This is a genomic window from Paenibacillus cremeus (assembly GCF_007786445.1).
Taxonomy (GTDB): domain Bacteria; phylum Bacillota; class Bacilli; order Paenibacillales; family NBRC-103111; genus Paenibacillus_G; species Paenibacillus_G cremeus.
In genome coordinates, this window is the sequence record NZ_VNJI01000001.1 from 110,657 (window position 1) to 130,804 (window position 20,148).

Below are 20,148 nucleotides of genomic sequence, written 5' to 3' on the forward strand. Positions count from 1 at the left end.
GGATGAACAAGAGGGGAGCCGCGGTTGTCGCGCTAACCATGGCCATCGCGATCATGTCAGGCGGGCAGGCAAGCGCCTATTCAGGAATCGACGAACAGGGCTTTATCACTACGCCGGAGTCGCTCGATATTACCGTGACCTTCATGGAGCCGGAGCCGGTATACGATGCTGCCGAGCCGGAGCGGAAGTCGGGCGTCACGCTGGCCCCGCAAACCGTGCATGCTAAAGCGATCGAGAACGCCTTTTTCAAAATCGACACGTGGCTCGGGGACAAATGGATTTTTCCCAAAGGGAGAATCATTTATAATCTGGAGCCGATTCAGAAGGAGCTGGCATTGCCTGCCACGACGCCGATGTTTGATTTTCCGAACGCGCTGCAGAAACGGCTCGGGGAGCTATCGCCGCAAACGGTCACTGCCTTTGAGCAAGCGGCCGGCCGCTGGTATCATGTTCGAACGCCTCAAGGCGACGGCTGGATCAATCTGGCGATCGCGCTGCCTAAGGAAGTGCAGCCTGTAAGCGGCAGTATCAAGCCGGTTGGCGATACGCTGATTTTACAATATCCTCATGAACGGGCTCAACTAGTGGGAGTCCTTAGAAATCAGGCGGTCACACCGCTCGGGAAAACTAGCGACAATTGGTACCATATCCAAGGCACCTTCGGCGACGGCTGGGTTCATGTAGAGGACAGCCAGCTTCCGAAGCCTGTCGATAAGCTGATTACGTTGAACCGGGAAACCGAGATTATGGATTACCCGATGGTGGGCAACTGGCTGGGCAAGCTGGCTCCGCAGCAGATTAGAGCAACTGGGCAATGGAACAACTGGTATCAAATTCAAACCTGGCTTGGAGAGGCTTGGATTGTGGTGGATGAACGGTAACGGCATTTTATGGTAAGATGAGGAAAAATGTCAGGGAGGCTGCGCCCATGATCAAGCCTAAACGACTTAAGCCAGGTTCCCGTATCGCCATTATTTCCCCTTCCAGCGGGCTGCCGTTCCTGTTCCCGGATATTTACGAGCTGGGCTTACGCCAGCTGAAGGAACTGCTGGGCCTCGAGATCGTCGAGATGCCAACGGCCAGAATGTCGCCGGAGGAACTGTATCGCAATCCGAAGCTGCGAGCGGACGATATCAACCGCTGCTTTGCGGACGATTCGATTGACGGCATCATCACTTCCATCGGGGGCTATGAGTCGGTGCGCATTTTGCCCTATCTGGACACGGAGCTGATCGTGAGCCACCCGAAGCTCATCATGGGCTTTTCCGATGCGAGCACCTTCCTGTGCTATTTGAATCAGCTCGGGATGGTGACCTTCTACGGTCCGTCCGTCATGGCGGGCCTCGCGCAGATGACGCATCAGCCTAAGGAGTTTGTTCAGCATCTCCAATCGTTCCTGTTCAGCGGCGATTTTCCTTATGCTTATACCCCCTATCCAAGGTGGGCGAACGGCTATCAGGATTGGAGTATTCTGGAGACGCTGGGCGAGCTAAGGGATGTTCATGACAATGAGGACGGCTGGAGGTTTCTGCAGGGCGGTGCGATCGAGGAAGGCTATTTGTGGGGCGGCTGTATTGAGGTGCTGGAGTTTTTCAAATCAACCGATTACTGGCCGGACCCAGCTTTTTGGCGGGATAAAATCCTGCTGTTCGAAACGTCCGAGGAAAAGCCGCTGCCGATGCAGGTCGGTTACATGCTGCGCAATTATGGAATGCAGGGCATTTTGGGGCAGGTCAAGGGCGTGATGTTCGGAAGAGCGAAGGATTACACCCCGCAGCAAAAGCAGGAGCTGAACAAGATTATCCAGGACGTCATCGCCTTCGAGTTTGGGGCTGATCTGATCCCGGTTGTCGTTGATGTGGATTTTGGCCATACCGACCCGAAGCTGATTCTTCCGCTGGGCGCCAGGGTGCAGCTGGATCCGTTCGCGAATGCGATTACCCTGCTTGAGAGTCCATTTGCCTAAATGAATAGGATCAAAACCGAAACCAAAGTGAGGCATGCACTCCTTTTGGTTTTTTTTTCATATATTGTTGGAAGCGGGCTGTATGATTTGGAAAGCAGCGGTGCAAAGTATATAGGTGTCTTTTGGAAGCTCATTTTCCGGTGTTTGCAATTTCGTAACAATTTCGGAGAATTTCGTCCAAAAGGGTTGAATAATTATGCTCATGTGTTTAGAATTAAGGGTCGATGAAGGGATAGCGGAGGGAACGATTTAAATGGCTAATTCAGTACTAGAAGTAGAGACGCAAGAATTGCAGGTTTGGAATTGTGAAATGGCTGAGTGTAACGCGTGGACCCGAGTGGAGTTTGTAACCGAAGCTACACCCCCCTGCCCTTTATGCAAAAGCCCGATGGTGAGAGGAACTAAACATGTTCAGATCACGGCTCAGAAAGGCTCCAGGAAGTTTTTTGTAGGCAAACGGCGCTTCTAATCTCATAGAAAGCTCATTGCTGCACCAAGCAGGCTGTCGGAATTCCGGCAGTCTGTTTTTTTCTATTTCCGGAATTAAGAATTTCGTTCTTATTCTAATAAGACCCCAGCTGACGATAACGCTTACAATAGAGTTGTAGAAATCATATCTTATTCAAGCGAGAGATGAGAGGGGATTAACGAAATGGCAACGATTCAACTGGGAATTATTATGAACGGTGTTACCGGCCGGATGGGGACGAATCAGCATTTGATCCGCTCCATTGTAGCGATTCGCAAGCAGGGTGGCGTAGCGCTGGCCAATGGCGATGTCATTATGCCTGACCCGATTCTAGTAGGCCGACAAGAGAGCAAGCTTCGCGCGCTCGCTGAGGCGCATGGCATTGAGCGCTGGAGCACGAACTTAGACGAATGCTTGCAGGACTCATACAATCAAGTTTATTTTGACTCGCAGACGACCGTGCTCCGCGCGGAGAGCATTAAGAAAGCGATTGCCGCAGGCAAGCACATTTATTGCGAAAAACCGACCGCCGACAGCTTGGAGGGCTCGCTGGAGCTTGCAAGACTGGCGCGTGAAGCGGGCGTGAAAAACGGCGTCGTGCAGGATAAGCTGTTCCTGCCGGGCCTGATCAAGCTGAAGCGTTTGGTGGACTCCGGATTTTTCGGACGCATCCTGTCGGTTCGCTTGGAGTTCGGCTATTGGGTATTCGAAGGGGATTGGCAGACTTGCCAGCGTCCGTCCTGGAATTACCGCAAGGAAGACGGCGGCGGCATTATCGTCGATATGTTCGCGCACTGGCGGTATGTGCTGGATAACCTGTTCGGCGAGGTTCAATCCGTTTCTTGCTTGGGTGTAACCCATGTGCCTCAGCGTGTGGATGAGCAAGGCAAGCCGTACGACTGCACAGCGGATGACGCGGCTTATGCTACGTTCGTATTGGACGGCGGCATCGTGGTGCAGGCGAACTCGTCCTGGACGACTCGCGTAAACCGGGATGAGCTCGTTACGATTCATGTTGATGGCATGAACGGCAGCGCGGTTGCAGGACTTCGGGAGTGCAAAACGCAGCACCGCGTCAACACGCCGAAGCCGGTGTGGAACCCGGATATCCCGAATCCGTTCAACTTCCTCGAGCAATGGGAGCAGGTGCCGGACAATCAAGTGTTCGACAACGGGTTCAAAATTCAGTGGGAGCTGTTCCTCAAGCACATCGTGACCGATTCGGAATTCCGTTGGGATCTGCTCGAGGGTGCTAAAGGCACGCAGCTGGCGGAGCTGGGTCTGCAATCGTGGCATGAGCGCCGCTGGATCGATATTCCTGAGCTGAAAATCTAATTCAAATGCGGACAGCTGACTGCATCGCACTTTGTTTCTTGAGAGCGGTGCAGCAGCTGCCCTATAGAGGAGGACGTTACACGATGGCATCCACCATTAAGCTGCCGCGATCGGACGGCTCGAGCTATATGTATGAGTTTTTGCAATCGGAGCCGCTGCCGCCGGCCAAAGGGAAATTCCAAAGCCGTACCGCATTCTCTGCGGCTCATGTCGTCTGCAACCCGTGGGCGGATAAAGATCCGCTAACCCACGCGCAAATCGACTTTCAGGCGACGATGGCCTACCGCCATCATCTGTGGTCGCTCGGCTTTGCCGTCGCCGAGGCGATGGATACGGCTCAGCGCGGGATGGGTCTGGACTACCTGCGAGCGAAGGAGCTGATCCGCCATTCCATTACAGAGGCCAAATCAGTTGGCGGGCAAGTGGCTTCCGGAGCAGGTACAGATCATCTGCTGCCGCGTCCAGGTCTGACGCTTGAAGAAGTAGAGGCGGCGTACGAGGAGCAATGTGCTTATATTGAAGGGCTCGGCGGTCAGATCATCCTGATGGCCAGCCGCGCGCTCGCGGCCTGCGCCAAAGGGCCGGAGGACTACGAGCGGGTGTACGGCAAAATTTTGCGTCAAGTCTCGCAGCCGGTCATTCTGCACTGGCTCGGCGATATGTTCGATCCACAGCTGGCTGGCTACTGGGGGCATAAGGATATCGACGCGGCGATGGAGGTTTGCCTGCGCATCATCCGTGACAATGCCGATAAGATCGACGGTATCAAAATCTCGCTGCTCGACGCCTCCAAAGAAATCGAGATGCGCCGCAGGCTGCCGGAAGGCGTCCGGATGTATACCGGCGACGATTTCAACTATCCCGAGTTGATCCGCGGGGATGAGCAAGGGTTCAGCCATGCGCTGCTCGGCATCTTCAGCGCGATCGGACCTGTCGCTTCGGAAGCGCTGCACCAGCTGGATGCAGGGAACATCAGCCGCTACCATGAGCTGATGGATAAGACGCTGCCGTTGTCGCGCCATATTTTCCAAACGCCAACGTTCGCCTACAAGACCGGTATTGTGTTCATGGCCTATCTGAACGGGCATCAATCCCACTTCCGGATGCTGGGCGGAGCCGAGGGCGCGAGAAGCGCCATCCACTTGTCCGATCTGTTCGTGCTGGCAGATCAAGCCGGGTTGTTAGTGGATCCGGAGCTCGCGGCGAAGCGGATGAACCTCATATTGTCCTTGTCCGGCATGGAATAACCTTATTTTAGCTAGCGTAAAGGAGATTGGCTGCTATGGAAATGATCGGATCTACGGATCGGTTAAGCTTAAATCAGATCACCACGGAGCGCTGGACGCTGCAGGAGGCGGTCGAGGGCTGCGCGAGAGCGGGCATCGGCTGGATCGCGCCTTGGCGCAACCGCGTAGCGGAAGCGGGGCTGGCTCGAAGCCGGCAGCTGATCCAGGATGCGGGGCTGCGCGTGTCCAGTCTGTGCCGCGGCGGGATGTTCCCGGCGGCGACGGCGAGCGAGCGCGAAGCGCGCATCGAGGACAACCGCCGCGCGATCGAAGAAGCGGCCGAGCTGGGCGCGGAGGTGCTGGTGCTCGTCTGCGGCCCGTCCGGGACGAAGGATATCGCCGAAGCGCGCAAGCAGGTGCAGGAGGGCATCGAGCGACTCGTTCCTTACGCTAGGGAGCACGGCGTGAAGCTTGGCATCGAGCCGCTGCACCCGATGTACGCAGCGGAGCGCTCGGTTATCTCCACGCTGAGCCAAGCGAACACGCTGGCTGAGCAGTTCGACCGGCAGGATGTAGGCGTCGTCGTCGACGTGTTCCACGTCTGGTGGGACCCTCAGCTGTATCCGGAAATCGAGCGCGCAGGTGAGCGCATTCTGGGCTTCCACGTCTCCGACTGGATCGTGCCGACGCCGGATATGCTGCTGGGCCGCGGAATGATGGGCGATGGCGTGATTGAAATTCGCAAAATCCGCCATGCCGTAGAAGCTGCAGGGTATCGCGGGCCGATTGAGGTGGAAATTTTTAACCGTCAGATTTGGGATCAGCCTGGAGACGACGTCATTGCCTTAATGAAAAACCGATATTTAGAGCACGTTTAAGAAGCTTAAGCCAAGTCCGACTAAAGGATGGTGGAGCGGGTTGCTCGACACGGAATTTGTTTGCCAGTATTTGTTTTGGCCCGAGGAAGGACAGGACAGCGATGCGCAGAGGGATGCCGTGGAGCCGCAAGCCGCTCGATTCCCGGATGCAGAAGCTGAAGACGAATCTAACTAACGTTAGAAAATGATTTCCCCAGCCCACCCTTCGGCCATAGTTCGCTGAGTTGTGGGCTGGTCGGCGTGTCGCTCGAATTCTACAATTTAAAAACTCACCCTTCGTAGCAATTTGCTACATTGAGGAGTACAATGGTACTTGTACCATTGAAGTGCCTTGGGGGAGTTAAGGATGGAGCTCAAGATGATTGATCTGCCGGAGAATGGAATCCTGCTCTATGAAAGCAAGCATAGTGACGGCAACGTAGTGAATGAGCATCGGCATCAAATTCATCAGATTTTATATGTGATTGACGGCAACGGCACGCTCAAGCTGGATGGGGAGCATTCGGAGCTCAGGCCCGACCGGCTCGTGATGATTGTGCCGAATTCGAACCACGCGATTACCGCCGAGGAGAAGCTGACGATTCTCGTGCTGGCCTTCGATGAGCAGTCGCTGGGGCCAGTTGTGCAAAGCGAGATTTTGAGCAAACGGTTTCAGAGCTCGTCGGTACTTGCCATGAACCCGTTTATTGCGACCGAGCTGCGGCAGCTGCTGCGCAAAATGATGTTCGAGCAGGGGAGCAGCGATTCGCTCGGCGCGTGGGCGCTGCGGATTTACTTGCAGGAAATTTTGCTGCTGCTGTCGCGGCAGAAGCCGCATGTGCCGATCACCGATTCCAACGGAATTCGGGCAGAGCGGATGCGTAAGTATATTGACGAGCACTATTTTGAGCAGGTCACGGCCGGGGAGATCGCCTCCAGTATGGGCATCAGCGCCCGGTATGTGAATAATATTTTCAAAGATTCGTATGGGACGACGCCGACGCAATATTTGACCGAGGTGCGGATTGGGGTGGCGAAGAAGCTGCTCTCCGAGACGGACAAGGATATTGTCACCGTCTGCTTTGAGGTCGGGTATGAGAATTTGCCTACCTTTTACCGGGCGTTTCGGAATATGGTCAAGCTGTCGCCCATGAAGTTCCGGAAACAGCAGCAGAATCAATTATAGGATGGATGCAGAAGCAGGAGGGCCTGAGAAGCGGCTCTTTTTGCTTTTTTGGCGAAAATGGATCTGATCTGATGAGGGAGGGCTTCTTGTGAGAAAACGAAGCATACCAGGTACGGCGTTGACTCCGTCGGTCATTTGTTTGGGGTCATCGCATTTTGGCGATACGATCTCCCGCGAGCTGGCGTTTGAGCTGATGGATCGGTTTGTGGATTGGGGCGGCACGTTTCTTGATACGGCCAAGGTGTACTGCGATTGGGTGCCGGGAGAGCGGAGCCGGAGCGAAAAGATCATCGGCGAGTGGCTGAGCGCCAGAGGCAGCCGCAGTGAGGTCGTGCTGGCGACCAAAGGGGCGCATCCCGAGCTGGAGTCGATGCAGATCAGCCGTCTGAGCCGTGCAGACATTCAGTCTGACGTGGAGCAGAGCCTGCGGAATCTTCAGACGGACTACATCGACCTGTACTGGCTGCATCGCGATGATCCGGAGCGTCCGGTGGAGGACGTGATCGAGACGATGAACGAGCTGGTACGGGAGGGAAAAATCCGCTATTTCGGCTGCTCGAACTGGCGCTCACAACGGATTGAGGCGGCTCAGCAGGCGGCTGTGCGGATGGGTCTGCAGGGCTTCGTCGCCAGCCAGACCAAGTGGAGCCTCGCGTCCTACCCTCCGGCCAGCGATCCGACGCTGGTTTCCATGGACGCGAAGGAGCTCGCGTATCACCGCGAGACGGGCTTGACCGCGATCCCTTACAACGCGCAGGCGTCGGGCTTTTTCAGCGGGCGGTACCGGAGCGAGATGCTTCAGGAGCCGACGGCGGCGAACCAGAAGGTGTGGAAAATGTGCAGCGAGGACAATCTGCGGAAGCTGCGTGCGGTCGAAGCGCTCTCGGAGGAGCTGGACTTGTCGATGACGCAGGTGGCGCTGGGCTATTTGCTCTCGCAGCCGTTCCCGGTGTTCCCGATTAGCGGCTGCAAGACGGTCGCCCAGCTGGACGATTCCTGCGCCGCCGGCGATGTGGTGCTGGATCGCGCAGCGCTGGCGGCGCTGGAGGGGAGTGCAGCGCGGTAGAGCCGCGTTAAATCGCCCTCGCGGTGCCGGGAGTGGCGAGTAAAGCGGAAAAAGCGCTAACTAGAGCACCTAGGCCTCATATCGATCGCCGCGTGTGGGCGGATCGGAGATGACTAGAAATTCCACCTCGGCTTCCGAGGTGTTTTTCATTTGGTGCGGAACTTCGGGCGGCACCTCGCAGCCCTCGTGCGGCAAAAGATGGTGCGTCTGCCCGTCGACCTCCAGCTCTGCGGTGCCGGACAGCACGAAGAAAAACTGCCGGGCCTGCTTATGGTAATGCCGCACCTCCTCCGTTCCCGGCGGCATGCGTTCATGGATGACGCTGAGCCCCGGCTGCTTCACGAGATACCAGCCGTCGCACTGCGCTCCCCAAAGGTAATGCTCGGCGGTCGCTTTACTGATTTTGGTCATGAGGTGGCGCCTCTCCTTCGGGATGTGATGTCGATGCGGGCTTCAGCCAGCCGCCGTCTTCGGTCACCGCGTGCTCTCGCTGCTTGGCATGGTAGAGCCAGCGCAGCCGGAAGCAGTTCATCCCAACGCGTCCCAGCTCCTCCAGCAGGCCGTAGTTCGCCCAAGCGCCGATGACGGCCCCGATTCCGGGGACGAGCTGCAGCATTTTGCGGAGGTCGATCGTATCGCGGTATTCCTGCTGCAGCTGCCGCCAGTCGATGTGCTGCGCGTATTTGTCGGCCGGCGGAAGGGACGGCGCGGTCTCCTCCCACTCGGCGATGGTGCGAAGCAGGGCAGGACGTTTGGTTTGCCCGGAGAAGGCCAACTGAAACACATACAGAATAAACAGCCGTTCCCGGTAATCGAGCGTGGAATGGCCGTAGACGTGCGCCAGCTCGAACAGGAACTTCATTTTGATGCCGATCAGGATCGGAAAATCAGCCAATCCCAGCAGGATGCCTCCGGCTCCAGTTCCAGCTCCTTCGGCGGCGGCCAGCTTTTTATAAAAGGAAAGAAGCTCCTCTGCCCGGTGATCTCGCAATGCAAGCGTCATTGTGGTGAGCGGCTCATTTTTCGGGATATAATCCATGCTGAACAACGCGGTCTGAACGATGCCCTTGACGGTGGCGGTGATCGTGGCATGCACCTTGTCCGGGATGACGTTGTTGATGCGGCTTTGTACGGCTTTGGAGGTCTTCTCAAGAAGGCCGGGGGGCTTCAGCAGCTCCTTCTCCCAGCGGATCAGTGCTTTGGCGACTTGCTGCTCGTAAACGGTGAGCCGCTCATTCATAGGGTTAATCACCTCTTGTACGGCATTCGATCTTGCTATATAATCATAACATAATTTCAGACCGTGACTATGCCGATGACGAGCATCCAACTCCGAGGCGTTTTCGTCAAGCGCATCCTGCTGTAATCGTTGCTGCGTGGGATGTGACCTAAGCTAACCGGCCCCGCCCGTTACCGCGGAACCAAGAGGATTGAGCCTGTACGGGCTCGGTCAAGTTGGGTGGCACCGCGAGCAAACGCTCCTCGTCCCAAACGGATGAGGGCGTTTTTTGTTTTTTTCCGTGTTGCAGTAGGGCCAACCCACTTGAAAGGATGAAGAAGCATGAGCATGGTGAGAACGTACAATTTTAACCCGGGTCCGGCGGCATTGCCTTTGGAGGTGCTGGAGCAAGCGAAGGAGGAGCTGGTGGAATATGAGGGGCGCGGCATGTCGATCACGGAAATGTCGCATCGCAGCCCGGTGTATGAGCGGGTTCACGAGGAGACGCAGGAGCTACTCCGGGAGCTGCTCCAGCTGCCGTCGACGTATCGGGTGCTGCTGATGGGCGGGGGCGCGAGTGCGCAGTTTGCGCTGCTGCCGATGAATTTTTTGACGCCGGATCGAGCTGGGGCTTATGTGCTGACTGGGAGCTTTTCGGAAAAAGCTTACGAGGAGGCTCGCACGGTAGGGACAGCGGTGGCAGTGGCCAGCACGAAGCTGCAACAATGGGCATGTCTCCCGCAGCCGGAGGACATCGTAGTGCCGCCGGATGCCGCATATGTGCATCTGACCACGAACAACACGATCGAGGGCTCGCAATTTACGGCGTTTCCCGAGACGGGCGAGGTGCCGCTGATCGGCGATATGACAAGCGATCTGCTGAGCCGGGACATCGAACTGAGCCCGTTTTCCATGATGTATGCGGGCGCGCAGAAAAATCTCGGTCCTGCCGGGGTGACGGTGGTGCTCCTCCGCGAGGAGCTGCTGGAGCAGGCTTCGGAGCAGATTCCGGCGATTTTGCGCTATAAGACGTTTGCTGCGAACAACTCGCTGTACAATACGCCGCCGGTGCATGCCGTCTACATGATGCGGCTCGTGCTGCAGTGGGCGAAGCGGCAGGGAGGGGTAGCGGCGCTGGAGCAGCGTAACCGGGAGAAGGCGCGACGGATTTACGAGGTGATCGATGGGAGCGGCGGCTTTTATCAGGGTGTGATCGAGACGCCGTACCGGTCGATGATGAACATCACTTGGCGGATGGCGAGTGAGGAGCTGGAGCAGCGGTTTGTGGCCGAGTCCGAGCAGCACGGGTTCGACGGCTTAGCCGGGCACCGGAGCGTGGGCGGCCTGCGCGCTTCGGCGTATAATGCGGTGCCGCTTGCGGCATGCGAGGCGCTGGCGGATTTTATGCGCGCGTTTCAAGAGCGGCATGGGTAGGGTGAGTGGGGCGTGAAGGCTGAACGGCTGAATGGGACGAACGGTGAACCGATTGACACTAAGTCGTAAGGTGTGGTTGGTGGGTGCATTTTTGCGGGTAATGGGGTATAATACAGGAACTAATGTTCTTGTTTTAGCATCGCACCAAACCACAGGAGGACGAGCATGGACACGATAACGATTTGCCGCTGCGGCTGGCTGAATGAGGATCCGCTCTATATCAACTATCACGATGAGGAATGGGGCTTTCCGGTCCATGACGACCGGCAGCTGTTTGAGATGCTGACGCTGGAAGGGGCGCAGGCGGGCTTAAGCTGGTACACGGTGCTCAAGAAGCGGGACCACTACCTCGAAGCGTTCGACGGCTTCGATCCCGAGCTGGTGGCAGCCTATGGCGAGGACAAGATTCAAGAGCTGCTGGCCAACCCCGGGCTCATCCGCAATCGGTTAAAAATCCGCGGGACGGTGACCAATGCGTGGGCATTTCTTCGGGTGCAGCAGGAGTTCGGGAGCTTTGACCAGTACATTTGGGGGTTCGTGGGAGGTAAGCCGATTCAGAACCACTGGCAGACCCTCAAGGACGTTCCGGCCAGCACCCCCCAGTCGGACGCGATGAGCAAGGCGCTGAAAAAAAGGGGCTTCACCTTTGTCGGCACGACTATCTGCTATGCGTTTATGCAGGCGACCGGCATGGTCAGGGATCATACAATGGATTGCTTCAAATATGAGGCGTGACCAATCACAGCCTAAAAACAACAGGAGCTCTCATCGGCTAGATGAGGGCTTTTTGGCACCCCACTCGGCAGCATGATAGCGCGTTTTAACATTGAAGATGTCCAATATAATATTTTTTCAAGTACTAACATAAGATCTGTAGAGTTCAACGAATCCTCCTAACGAGAGTGTGATGCAGGATGAAATCCCTTAAAACAAAGTTGATTTTGCTTGCTGCATGTTTTAGCTTAATGGCTCCGAGCGCCATAAGCGCGAGACTGGGAATCCACCGCCTTACACGGAGATCGACGGATTGATTCACACCAATGTCCAAGGCATTTATGTTCCTGGCAGGTAAACCATTGACGAAAATACAAGGGCAGCTTATATCCCCGGGGTGGGAGTCGTTGCGGTCAATAAGAATGCGGTTCTACCGAAAGGCTCTATCTTCTTAAAATAGATCTTCCAGGACCTCATTTGAGCATCGGCAGAGCCCGATGCTCTTTTGGTGTTTTCTTCGGCATCCTAGGACAAGTACTCGAGGTATTCACTACTCCAGCCGCTTTCTTTCTCTTGACCTCCCGTCTGTGCAGCCGCCTATTTTTGGGTAGACGGATGACCTCCTTATGGGTGAATGCATATGTTACAAGTGACTAGATGGATTCTTTTTCGAGCTTGTTAGATATTCAAACAAGGTCATTATTGAACATAGGAGGCCCCATCATGAAAAAGGAGTTTCGCCGGGATTCCGGTAAGAAGAGCAAAGACCTGCACAGCAGACGCATCGGTTCGTTTGTCAACGAGCTACGCTGGCTGGATGAAAAGACTGAAACGGAAAGACCGCGCCCCTCGCTCAAAGACAATATAAACATAAGCCACACTTCCACTGCGGAAGCCAAATCCGAAGCCGCACCGATACCGGAACGGCCGGTCGAAGCTCCGCCGGTAAAGCCGCTGCTGAATGAACGCAAAGCTGCTGCTCTAGCGCCGGGAGCGTCGGTTTATACGGATGATCTGGCTGCCGAGTCCGTTACGAATGAGAAAATCGCGCGCTACTCCATCGACGGAACCAAAATCAAACGCGGCAGCATCATCAAGGACAACTTGGCCGATTATGCGGTCGACTCTTCGAAGCTCGAGGACCGCAGTGTGACGCAGCAGAAGCTGGCCCCCCGCTCTGTCACGGAAGAGCATCTTGCCCCCAACTCGATTACCACGGAGAAAATTCAGGACCGTGCGATCACCGGAGAGAAGATACTGGATAACAGCATTACCTCCGACAAGCTGGCCGACAAAACGATCGATGCGATGAAAATTGCGGAAGGCTCCATTCATACGAAGCATTTTGCCGAAGAAGTCATCACGGGCGATTTGATTCAGAATCAATCGATCACGACGGAAAAAATCAAAAGCGGCGCCATCCAAACGACTAGTTTAGCCAACTACTCGATCAATACGGCGAAGCTGGCCGAAAGCTCCGTCACGACGGAGAAGCTGCGGGATTTGTCCGTGACTTCCGCTAAGATAGCGGATGAAGGCGTGACGACGGAGAAGCTGGCCAACCAAGCGGTCACGGACGATAAGCTGGCTCCATGGAGCATCACTTCGGAGCATATCAAGCTCAAATCCATCGTGCACGAACACTTGACGGCGGGACTGATTCGGGGCGTTAATATTTCGCCGAAGCAGATCGAGGCGCTGCATCTGACGGACGATGCGATTCAAAGCCTCCATTTGAAGGACGGCATCATCACGACCGAGAAGCTGGCCAAAAGCACCGTGCAAGGCGCTCATCTGCAGGAGGGAATTATTGAAAACAAACATCTCCAAGCCGGCATTGTGGAGAGCCGCCACCTGGCACAGCGCTCCGTGACGGCTGAGAAGCTAGCGGCGGCGAGCATCAGTGCGCTGCACCTGACGGATGCGGCGGTGACGGCGGAAAAGCTGGCGGAGCAGGCGATCACCTCCCGCAGTATAGCGAAGAAGGCGATCCAAGGTGAGCATTTGGCTCCCGGTTCGGTAAGCATAGGACATCTCGCGGACAAAACGGTACAGTCCGGACACATCGCCCCCAAAACCGTGCTGACCGAGCATTTGCAAGACCGGTCCGTGACGACCGATAAGCTGCTGGATCGGTCCATCACGTCCGAGAAGCTGGCGAACAGCGTAGTACAGCAGCAGCATTTGCAGGAAGGATCCGTGCTCACCGGACACCTTGCGAATCACAGCGTGACCACCTCGAAGCTGTCCGCGGAGTCTGTATCCACCGACAAGCTGACCAATATGTCGGTCACAACAGCGAAGCTGGTGCATGCCAGCGTGACCTCCGAGAAGCTGGCGAAGGATGCGGTGCAGGCCGAGCACATCTCGCAAGGTGCAGTACAGAGCGTGCATTTGGCCAACGCATCGGTAAAATCGGCGCACATCGCCACCGGCTCCGTGACGAACGATAAGCTCGTGGAAGGCGCCGTCACCTCCGAGAAGCTGGGCGAAGGCGCGGTGACCTCGCTGCATCTGTCCTCGGGTCTGATTCGCAGCACGCACTTGACCGAAGGCGTAGTCGGCAGCCCGCAGCTGGCGGACGGCGCAGTGACGACCGGGCATCTGTCGCCGGGAGCAGTAGGCGCAGGACAGCTTGCAACAGGCGCAGTCACGGAAGAGAAGCTGGCGAACGAAGCGGTCATCACCGATAAGCTTGCCACCGGCGCGGTGACGAAGGAGAAGCTGGCCGACACATCCGTGACCACGGAGAAGCTGGCGGCTGGCGCGGTCACCTCCGAGAAGCTGGCGGAGGAATCCGTGTCCACCGGTAAGCTCATCACCGGAGCGGTGACCGAGGAGAAGCTGTCGCCGGAAGCGGTCACGACCGACAAGCTCGCCTGGGGCGCGGTGACCACAGAGCGGCTGGCCGAGGAATCGGTCACCACAGTGAAGCTGGCGATTGGTGCCGTGACGGAGGAGAAGCTGGCTGAGAAAGCCGTGACGAACGGCAAGCTCGCAGAGGGCGTGGTAACGGCAGAGAAGCTGGCTGAGGAGTCGGTGACGACCGGTAAGCTCGCGATTGGCGCCGTGACCGAGGAGAGACTGTCCGAGGAAGCGGTCACAACGGAGAAGCTGAGAGCTTGGGCAGTCACGACTCAGAAACTCGCGGACGACTCGGTATCCACCAGCAAGCTTTCTACTGGTTCGGTGACGATGGAGAAGCTCGCGGAAGCGTCCGTGACGAGCGAGAAGCTCGCCGACTGGTCTGTGACGACGGAGAAGCTGGTTGATGAAGCGGTCACGACCGATCAGCTGGCGCTGGATGCGGTGACGACGGAGAAGCTTGCGGACGATGCCGTGACGATGGAGAAGCTGGCAGCTTGGTCGGTGACGACGGAGAAGCTGGTGGATGACACGGTCACCTCGGAGAAGCTCGCCGCCTGGTCGGTGACGACGGAGAAGCTAGCGGACGATGCCGTGACGATGGAGAAGCTGGCAGCTTGGTCGGTGACGACGGAGAAGCTGGTGGATGACTCGGTCACCTCGGAGAAGCTCGCCGCCTGGTCGGTGACGACGGAGAAGCTGGCGGAGCAGTCCGTCACCTCCGGCAAGCTGACGACAGGTGCCGTCACCTCGCAGAAGCTAGCGGAAGATGCGGTCACCAGCGAGAAGCTCGCTGCGGGCTCGATTATCGAGGAGAAGCTGGCGGACGGTGCGGTAACCACGGATAAACTGGCGGCCTGGTCGGTCACTTCCGAGAAGCTGGCGGATGACGCGGTCTCGAACGGCAAGCTGGCGGCCGAATCCGTTACGGAGAAGAAGCTGGCGGACGAAGCGGTGACGACCAGCAAGCTGGCCCAGGGCGCAGTGACGACGGAGAAGCTGGCGTATAAATCGGTGTCCGCCAATAAGCTCGCCGGCGATTCGGTGACGACGGAGAAGCTGACGGACGGCGCGGTCACGACTGCGAAGCTGGCATCGGGTGCAATCACGACGGAGAAGCTGGCGGACCAATCGGTGTCGACCGGTAAGCTGGATAAAGGCGTGGTCACGACCGAGAAGCTGGCGGACGAAGCGGTTACGTTAGGGAAGCTCGCTACCGCCTCGGTGACGAAGGAGAAGCTGGCGGACGGCGCCGTGACGGCCGAGAAGCTCGCCTCAGGCATCGTGACGGAAGCGAAGCTGGCGGATGGAGCGGTAACCGAAAGCAAGCTGGCCGCTGGCTCGGTGACGGAGGAAAAGCTTGGCGACGCGTCCATCACGACGGAGAAGCTGGCCGAAGGGGCGGTCACCTCGGAGAAGCTGGCTCAGGGAGCCATCGCCGCCGATAAGCTGGCTGCTGGCACCGTGACGGAGGAGAAGCTGGCGGACGAAGCGGTCACCGGCAGCAAGCTGGCGCCTCAAGCGGTAACGGAAGAGAAGCTGGCGGAAGGCTCAGTATCCACCTCGAAGCTGACAGCTGGAGCAGTCACGACTGTGAAGCTGGCGGACGAAGCGGTGTCGACCGGCAAGCTGGCTACCGGCGCGGTCAATGGCAAGAAGCTGGCCGATGACTCGGTGTCGACTAGCAAGTTGTCAGCCGGGGCCGTAACGGCGGAGAAGCTGGCGGACGAAGCGGTGTCGACCGGCAAGCTGGCCACCGGCGCGGTCACCGGTAAGAAGCTGGCCGACGAGTCGATTACCGGCAGCAAGCTGGCGAACGGTGCGGTGACGGCGGAGAAGCTGGCATTGCAGTCCGTCACGGGCGACCATCTCTGCAATGAAACGATTGACGGCCTCCACGTGAAGCAGGAATCGCTCTCGGGGTATCACTTGGTGCCGGGAAGCATTTCCGCCCTGCATTTGGAGCCTGTGCTTCAGTCGCTGCTGACCGAGCTGCAAGCCGGGCTCCGCGCGGCAAGCGTTGCGGCAGCCGAAGCCGAAGCGAAAGCCGACGCGCTGGCTGAAGCTATCGCTGAAACGGCGGCGAAGTCGGAGCCGGAGCTGGAATCGGAGCCGGAAATCGTGCAAGAAGTGGAGCCCGCACCGGAGGCAGCCATTGAGGAGCTGGAGCAGCTTGCGCCAGTGATCCGGGCGGCGGTCGCAACAACTGTACAGCTGTTCGGACTGGATGCTTTCGTTGTGGGTGAAGAGGAAGAGGAGATTACGATTACGCTGACCTTCAGCCAACCTTTTGCGAACACCAATTACGCGCTTGTAGCTACGGCGGATCAAGCCGGAGCTTACGCGGTCATCAAAGAGAAGCATACAAACGGGGCTGTGCTCGAATTGATTCGCAGGGAGAAAGGCGGAGCCAAGCGTTACCGCAAATCCGCGTCTCCTACCGGCGAGCTTCAAGGAACGGTCAACTGGATCGCCATCGGCGTTGTAGAATAATCTCATTTTGGTTGCAACTGGTACGTTCATGCTTCGTATCAGTTGCAGCTATTGCAACTGCCCTGTAGGCGCTTGAAGCTCTCGGCTTCCCCTGCAGGGCTCTTTTTTTACAAGACATACGGCGCTGCCAGGCTGACTGGCCCAATTTTTCTCTCCCATGGTAACCGTCCACTAGACGAGCGGAGCCCTTGCATATCATATCACCATGGCATTCATTGTACTTTGTTGCAAGCTGGCCGAAGAGGCGAAGCACCAGTTGCAACTGGAAGGAGTCGCGTGATGAAGGGGATTATTTTGGCTGGAGGGACTGGGACCAGGCTGCGGCCGATGACGCTGATTATGAATAAGCACTTGCTGCCGGTGGGGAAGTACCCGATGATTCATTACGCCATCAGTAAAATGGCCGCGGTAGGCATTGAGGAGATTATGCTGGTGACGAGCAAGCAGTCAGCGGGACTGTTTACGGAGTACATCGGAGACGGCCGGACGTGGAACGTGAGCGTGACCTATAAAACCCAAGAGACAGCCGGCGGCATCGCCCAGGCACTCGGATTGACGGAATCGTTCGTAAAACCCAGTGAGAAGCTGATGGTGTTGCTTGGCGATAATTTGTTTGAGGATACGTTAAAAGAAGCGGTGGACGCGTTCCGTCTACAGGGGCAAGGCGCGCACGTGTTTCTGAAAAAGGTGGACGATCCGCAGCGGTACGGCGTTCCCGAGCTGCTGAACGGGCGGATTGTCCGCATTGTGGAAAAGCCGAAGGTAGCTCCTACCAGCTTCGCGGTGACGGGGATTTATTTATACGACGGGGGCGTGTATGACGTTATCCGCAGCGTAAGGCCTTCGGCACGCGGGGAGCTGGAGATTACCGACGTCAACAACGCGTATGCGGAGCAGGAAAAGCTTTCCTACAATTTGCTCACTGGGTGGTGGACGGATGCGGGTACGCATCGGTCGCTGCTGGAAGCGGGCATTCGGCTGATGGAGCGTGACGGGACATGACTACGCTGCTGATTACCGGAGGCATGGGGTTCATAGGCAGCAACTTTATCCAGTATTGGATGAGCCGTCATCCGATGGATCGTGTGATCAATCTGGATTGGCTGACGTATGCCGGAAATGAGGACAATGTCGAGGCGGTTCGTCAGCTATCGGGCTATCGGTTTGTGCATGGCAATATCTCGGACGGGGCGACTGTCCGGCGGGTATTTGCTGAGGAGCCGATTGAGGTGGTTGTGCATTTTGCCGCCGAATCGCATGTGGACCGCAGCATTCTGAACCCCCAGGCATTTATTCAGACCAATGTCCTTGGAACGCAGCATTTGCTGGAGGCCTCCCGGCAAAAGAACGGGTTTCGCTGCTTCGTTAATGTGTCCACAGATGAAGTGTATGGTACGCTGGGGGCGGACGGGTTATTCACCGAATCGACGCCGCTGGCGCCCAACAGCCCTTATTCGGCCAGCAAGGCCGGTTCGGATCTAATCGCCCGCGCTTACTATGAAACGTTCGGTCTGCCGGTCCTGATCACCCGCTGCTCCAACAACTACGGCCCGCACCAGCATCCGGAGAAGCTGATTCCTACCGTGATCACCCGGGCGATGGCGGACCAGCCGATTCCCGTGTACGGGGATGGCATGAATGTCCGCGATTGGCTGCATGTGGAGGATCACTGCGCCGCCTTGGCGCTGGTCATCGACCGAGGTGTGCCGGGAGAGGTATACAACGTCGGTGGAAAAAACGAGCGGACGAATCTGCATCTCGTTCGGACGATCCTGACCGAGCTGGGCAAGCCAGAGTCGCTCATTCACTATGTCCCGGACCGTCTGGGGCATGACCGGCGGTATGCGATCGATCCGGCTAAAATCAGCCGTGAGCTTGGTTGGCAGCCGCAGTATCGGCTGGAGGATGGATTGAAGCGGACGGTCGCCTGGTATTTGAGCCATGAGGCCTGGTGGCGGAAGTTGATGCAAAGGGGCGGCGGTGTATGAAAATTCTTATTACGGGCGCCGGCGGACAGCTGGGCCGTGATCTCATCCGCGTGCTGGGGCAGGCGCATGAATGCATTCCGATGACGCGCGCTTCCCTGGATGTGGGGGACGAGGCTGCCGTGCGGGCTTGCTTCGAGTCGGTTCGCCCGGATGCAGTCGTGCACGCTGCCGCCTTCACACAGGTCGACCTGGCGGAGAGTCACTTGGAAGAGGCGTACCGGGTGAATGCGCTAGGTTCGTATTATGTGGGGCTCGCTGCGGAGGCCTTTGGCGCGAAGCTGGTCTGTGTGAGCACGGATTATGTGTTTGACGGGATGAAGGGCTCGCCGTACCACGAGGAGGACCGGACGAATCCGCTCAGCGTGTATGGCCGATCCAAGCTGCTGGGGGAGCAGTTTGTTCAAAAGGTTTGCCCGCATCACTTTATCGTCCGCACCTCGTGGCTGTATGGACGGGGCGGGAACAATTTTGTCACGAAGGTGCTCGCTTTGGCGGATCGGCAGCAGGAGCTGACCGTGGTGGATGATCAGTTCGGCTCTCCCACGTATACGTACGATCTAGCGGAATGCATCGGGCGGATGCTCGCGACGGAGCGCTATGATACCTACCATGTCGCTAATTCGGGCTATTGCTCCCGATGGGATTTTGCCCGGGCGATTCTCGAGCTGGCGGGGCGGACGGATGTCACGGCTCGGCCGATCACTTCCCAAGGGTTCGTCTTGCCGGCGCCACGGCCGCAGCACTCGGCCTTTGACGACCGCGGGCTGCGCAAGAACGGGTTTCCGCCTATGCGGCATTGGCGAAGCGCGTTGGGAGCTTTTATTCACACAGACTGGAAGCTGGAGGAAACGGAACATGAAACGAATTGAGGGAGTCCTGACCAAAATGCTCGTCAAGCATTGCGACGACCGGGGATTTTTTATGGAAATTTTGAGGGAGGACGATGTGCTGTTCGGCCAGTCGGGCCACTTCGGGCAAGCCTCCATTTCCTTATCGTATCCCGGGGTCATCAAGGCGTTCCATTATCATAAATTGCAGGATGACATCTGGTTTTTTCCAAACGGCAGCGCGCAGGTTGTCCTGCACGATCTTCGCGAGCATTCCCCGTCGTATGGGGAAACGAATGTCTTTTATATGGGCGAGGGCGCTCCCTATCTCCTGTTTATCCCGCGTGGCGTGGCCCATGGCTATCGTGTGCTGGGGGCGCAGCCGGCGACGATCGTGTATTTCACGAATTTAGCGTATGATCCGAAGCAGCCCGATGAGTACCGCTTGGCGTATGACGATCCGGAGATCGGCTTTGACTGGAACACCAAGTTCCGTTAATCGC

General features: G+C 57.2%; 18 protein-coding genes. 16 read left to right on the forward strand and 2 right to left on the reverse strand.

What is annotated here, in order from left to right; all coding sequences use genetic code 11:
* Positions 1-2: 2 nt before the first annotated feature.
* The 9 genes from FPZ49_RS00485 to FPZ49_RS00520 all read left to right on the forward strand — a co-directional run bounded on the left by FPZ49_RS00485 (position 3) and on the right by FPZ49_RS00520 (position 8,105).
* Entirely contained in the window at positions 3-881 is an 879-nt protein-coding gene (locus FPZ49_RS00485) for a hypothetical protein (RefSeq protein WP_144842388.1), read from the forward strand.
* Between the two features lie 47 nt (positions 882-928).
* The gene (locus FPZ49_RS00490) at positions 929-1,966 is read left to right on the forward strand and encodes a S66 peptidase family protein (protein WP_144842389.1); all 1,038 of its coding nucleotides are present in this window, start codon (positions 929-931) and stop codon (positions 1,964-1,966) included.
* 253 nt (positions 1,967-2,219) lie between these two features.
* Positions 2,220-2,435 carry a cold-inducible protein YdjO-related protein gene (locus tag FPZ49_RS37370; RefSeq protein WP_144842390.1) on the forward strand — a complete coding sequence of 72 codons (216 nt, stop codon included), beginning with the start codon at positions 2,220-2,222 and terminating at the stop codon, positions 2,433-2,435.
* Between the two features lie 183 nt (positions 2,436-2,618).
* Positions 2,619-3,770 carry a Gfo/Idh/MocA family protein gene (locus FPZ49_RS00500; RefSeq protein WP_144842391.1) on the forward strand — a complete coding sequence of 384 codons (1,152 nt, stop codon included), beginning with the start codon at positions 2,619-2,621 and terminating at the stop codon, positions 3,768-3,770.
* An 83-nt stretch (positions 3,771-3,853) separates the two neighbouring features.
* Complete coding sequence (locus FPZ49_RS00505) at positions 3,854-5,017, forward strand: dihydrodipicolinate synthase family protein (RefSeq protein ID WP_144842392.1); 1,164 nt, start codon at positions 3,854-3,856, stop codon at positions 5,015-5,017.
* Positions 5,018-5,052: 35 nt separating this feature from the next.
* Complete coding sequence (locus FPZ49_RS00510) at positions 5,053-5,874, forward strand: sugar phosphate isomerase/epimerase family protein (RefSeq protein ID WP_144842393.1); 822 nt, start codon at positions 5,053-5,055, stop codon at positions 5,872-5,874.
* A gap of 40 nt (positions 5,875-5,914) precedes the next feature.
* Entirely contained in the window at positions 5,915-6,049 is a 135-nt protein-coding gene (locus FPZ49_RS36555; protein WP_261381177.1) for a hypothetical protein, read from the forward strand.
* A gap of 171 nt (positions 6,050-6,220) precedes the next feature.
* A complete protein-coding gene (locus FPZ49_RS00515; RefSeq protein ID WP_144842394.1) occupies positions 6,221-7,039 on the forward strand; it encodes an AraC family transcriptional regulator in 819 nt (272 codons plus the stop codon).
* Positions 7,040-7,127: 88 nt separating this feature from the next.
* Positions 7,128-8,105, forward strand: a complete 978-nt coding sequence (locus FPZ49_RS00520) for an aldo/keto reductase (protein ID WP_144842395.1) — start codon at positions 7,128-7,130, stop codon at positions 8,103-8,105.
* A 69-nt stretch (positions 8,106-8,174) separates the two neighbouring features.
* Here the strand turns inward: FPZ49_RS00520 and FPZ49_RS00525 are convergent, their stop codons facing one another.
* Positions 8,175-8,516 (reverse strand): cupin domain-containing protein, encoded by a 342-nt coding sequence (locus FPZ49_RS00525; protein WP_144842396.1) that lies wholly within the window; start codon positions 8,514-8,516, stop codon positions 8,175-8,177.
* Entirely contained in the window at positions 8,500-9,345 is an 846-nt protein-coding gene (locus tag FPZ49_RS00530) for an EcsC family protein (RefSeq protein WP_144842397.1), read from the reverse strand. The genes FPZ49_RS00525 and FPZ49_RS00530 overlap by 17 nt, the downstream gene beginning before the upstream one ends.
* A gap of 321 nt (positions 9,346-9,666) precedes the next feature.
* On the opposite strand from FPZ49_RS00530, the gene serC reads away from it, so the two are divergent.
* The 7 genes from serC (at position 9,667) to FPZ49_RS00565 (ending at position 20,144) form a co-directional block, all read left to right on the forward strand.
* Complete coding sequence (serC, locus tag FPZ49_RS00535) at positions 9,667-10,758, forward strand: 3-phosphoserine/phosphohydroxythreonine transaminase (RefSeq protein WP_144842398.1); 1,092 nt, start codon at positions 9,667-9,669, stop codon at positions 10,756-10,758.
* Positions 10,759-10,923: 165 nt separating this feature from the next.
* Positions 10,924-11,493, forward strand: coding sequence for a DNA-3-methyladenine glycosylase I (locus FPZ49_RS00540; protein ID WP_144842399.1), 570 nt, complete (start codon positions 10,924-10,926; stop codon positions 11,491-11,493).
* A 702-nt stretch (positions 11,494-12,195) separates the two neighbouring features.
* Positions 12,196-16,830 (forward strand): WIAG-tail domain, encoded by a 4,635-nt coding sequence (locus FPZ49_RS00545; protein WP_186445527.1) that lies wholly within the window; start codon positions 12,196-12,198, stop codon positions 16,828-16,830.
* A gap of 279 nt (positions 16,831-17,109) precedes the next feature.
* Positions 17,110-17,832 (forward strand): sugar phosphate nucleotidyltransferase, encoded by a 723-nt coding sequence (locus tag FPZ49_RS00550; protein ID WP_144842401.1) that lies wholly within the window; start codon positions 17,110-17,112, stop codon positions 17,830-17,832.
* The gene (gene rfbB / locus FPZ49_RS00555; RefSeq protein WP_144842402.1) at positions 17,829-18,818 is read left to right on the forward strand and encodes a dTDP-glucose 4,6-dehydratase; all 990 of its coding nucleotides are present in this window, start codon (positions 17,829-17,831) and stop codon (positions 18,816-18,818) included. Before FPZ49_RS00550 ends, rfbB begins: the two co-directional genes overlap by 4 nt.
* Positions 18,815-19,687: a dTDP-4-dehydrorhamnose reductase gene (gene rfbD / locus FPZ49_RS00560; RefSeq protein WP_144842403.1), complete on the forward strand. Its 873-nt coding sequence runs from the start codon at positions 18,815-18,817 to the stop codon at positions 19,685-19,687. The genes rfbB and rfbD overlap by 4 nt, the downstream gene beginning before the upstream one ends.
* Positions 19,674-20,144, forward strand: a complete 471-nt coding sequence (locus tag FPZ49_RS00565; protein ID WP_144842404.1) for a dTDP-4-dehydrorhamnose 3,5-epimerase family protein — start codon at positions 19,674-19,676, stop codon at positions 20,142-20,144. The genes rfbD and FPZ49_RS00565 overlap by 14 nt, the downstream gene beginning before the upstream one ends.
* Positions 20,145-20,148: the final 4 nt, after the last annotated feature.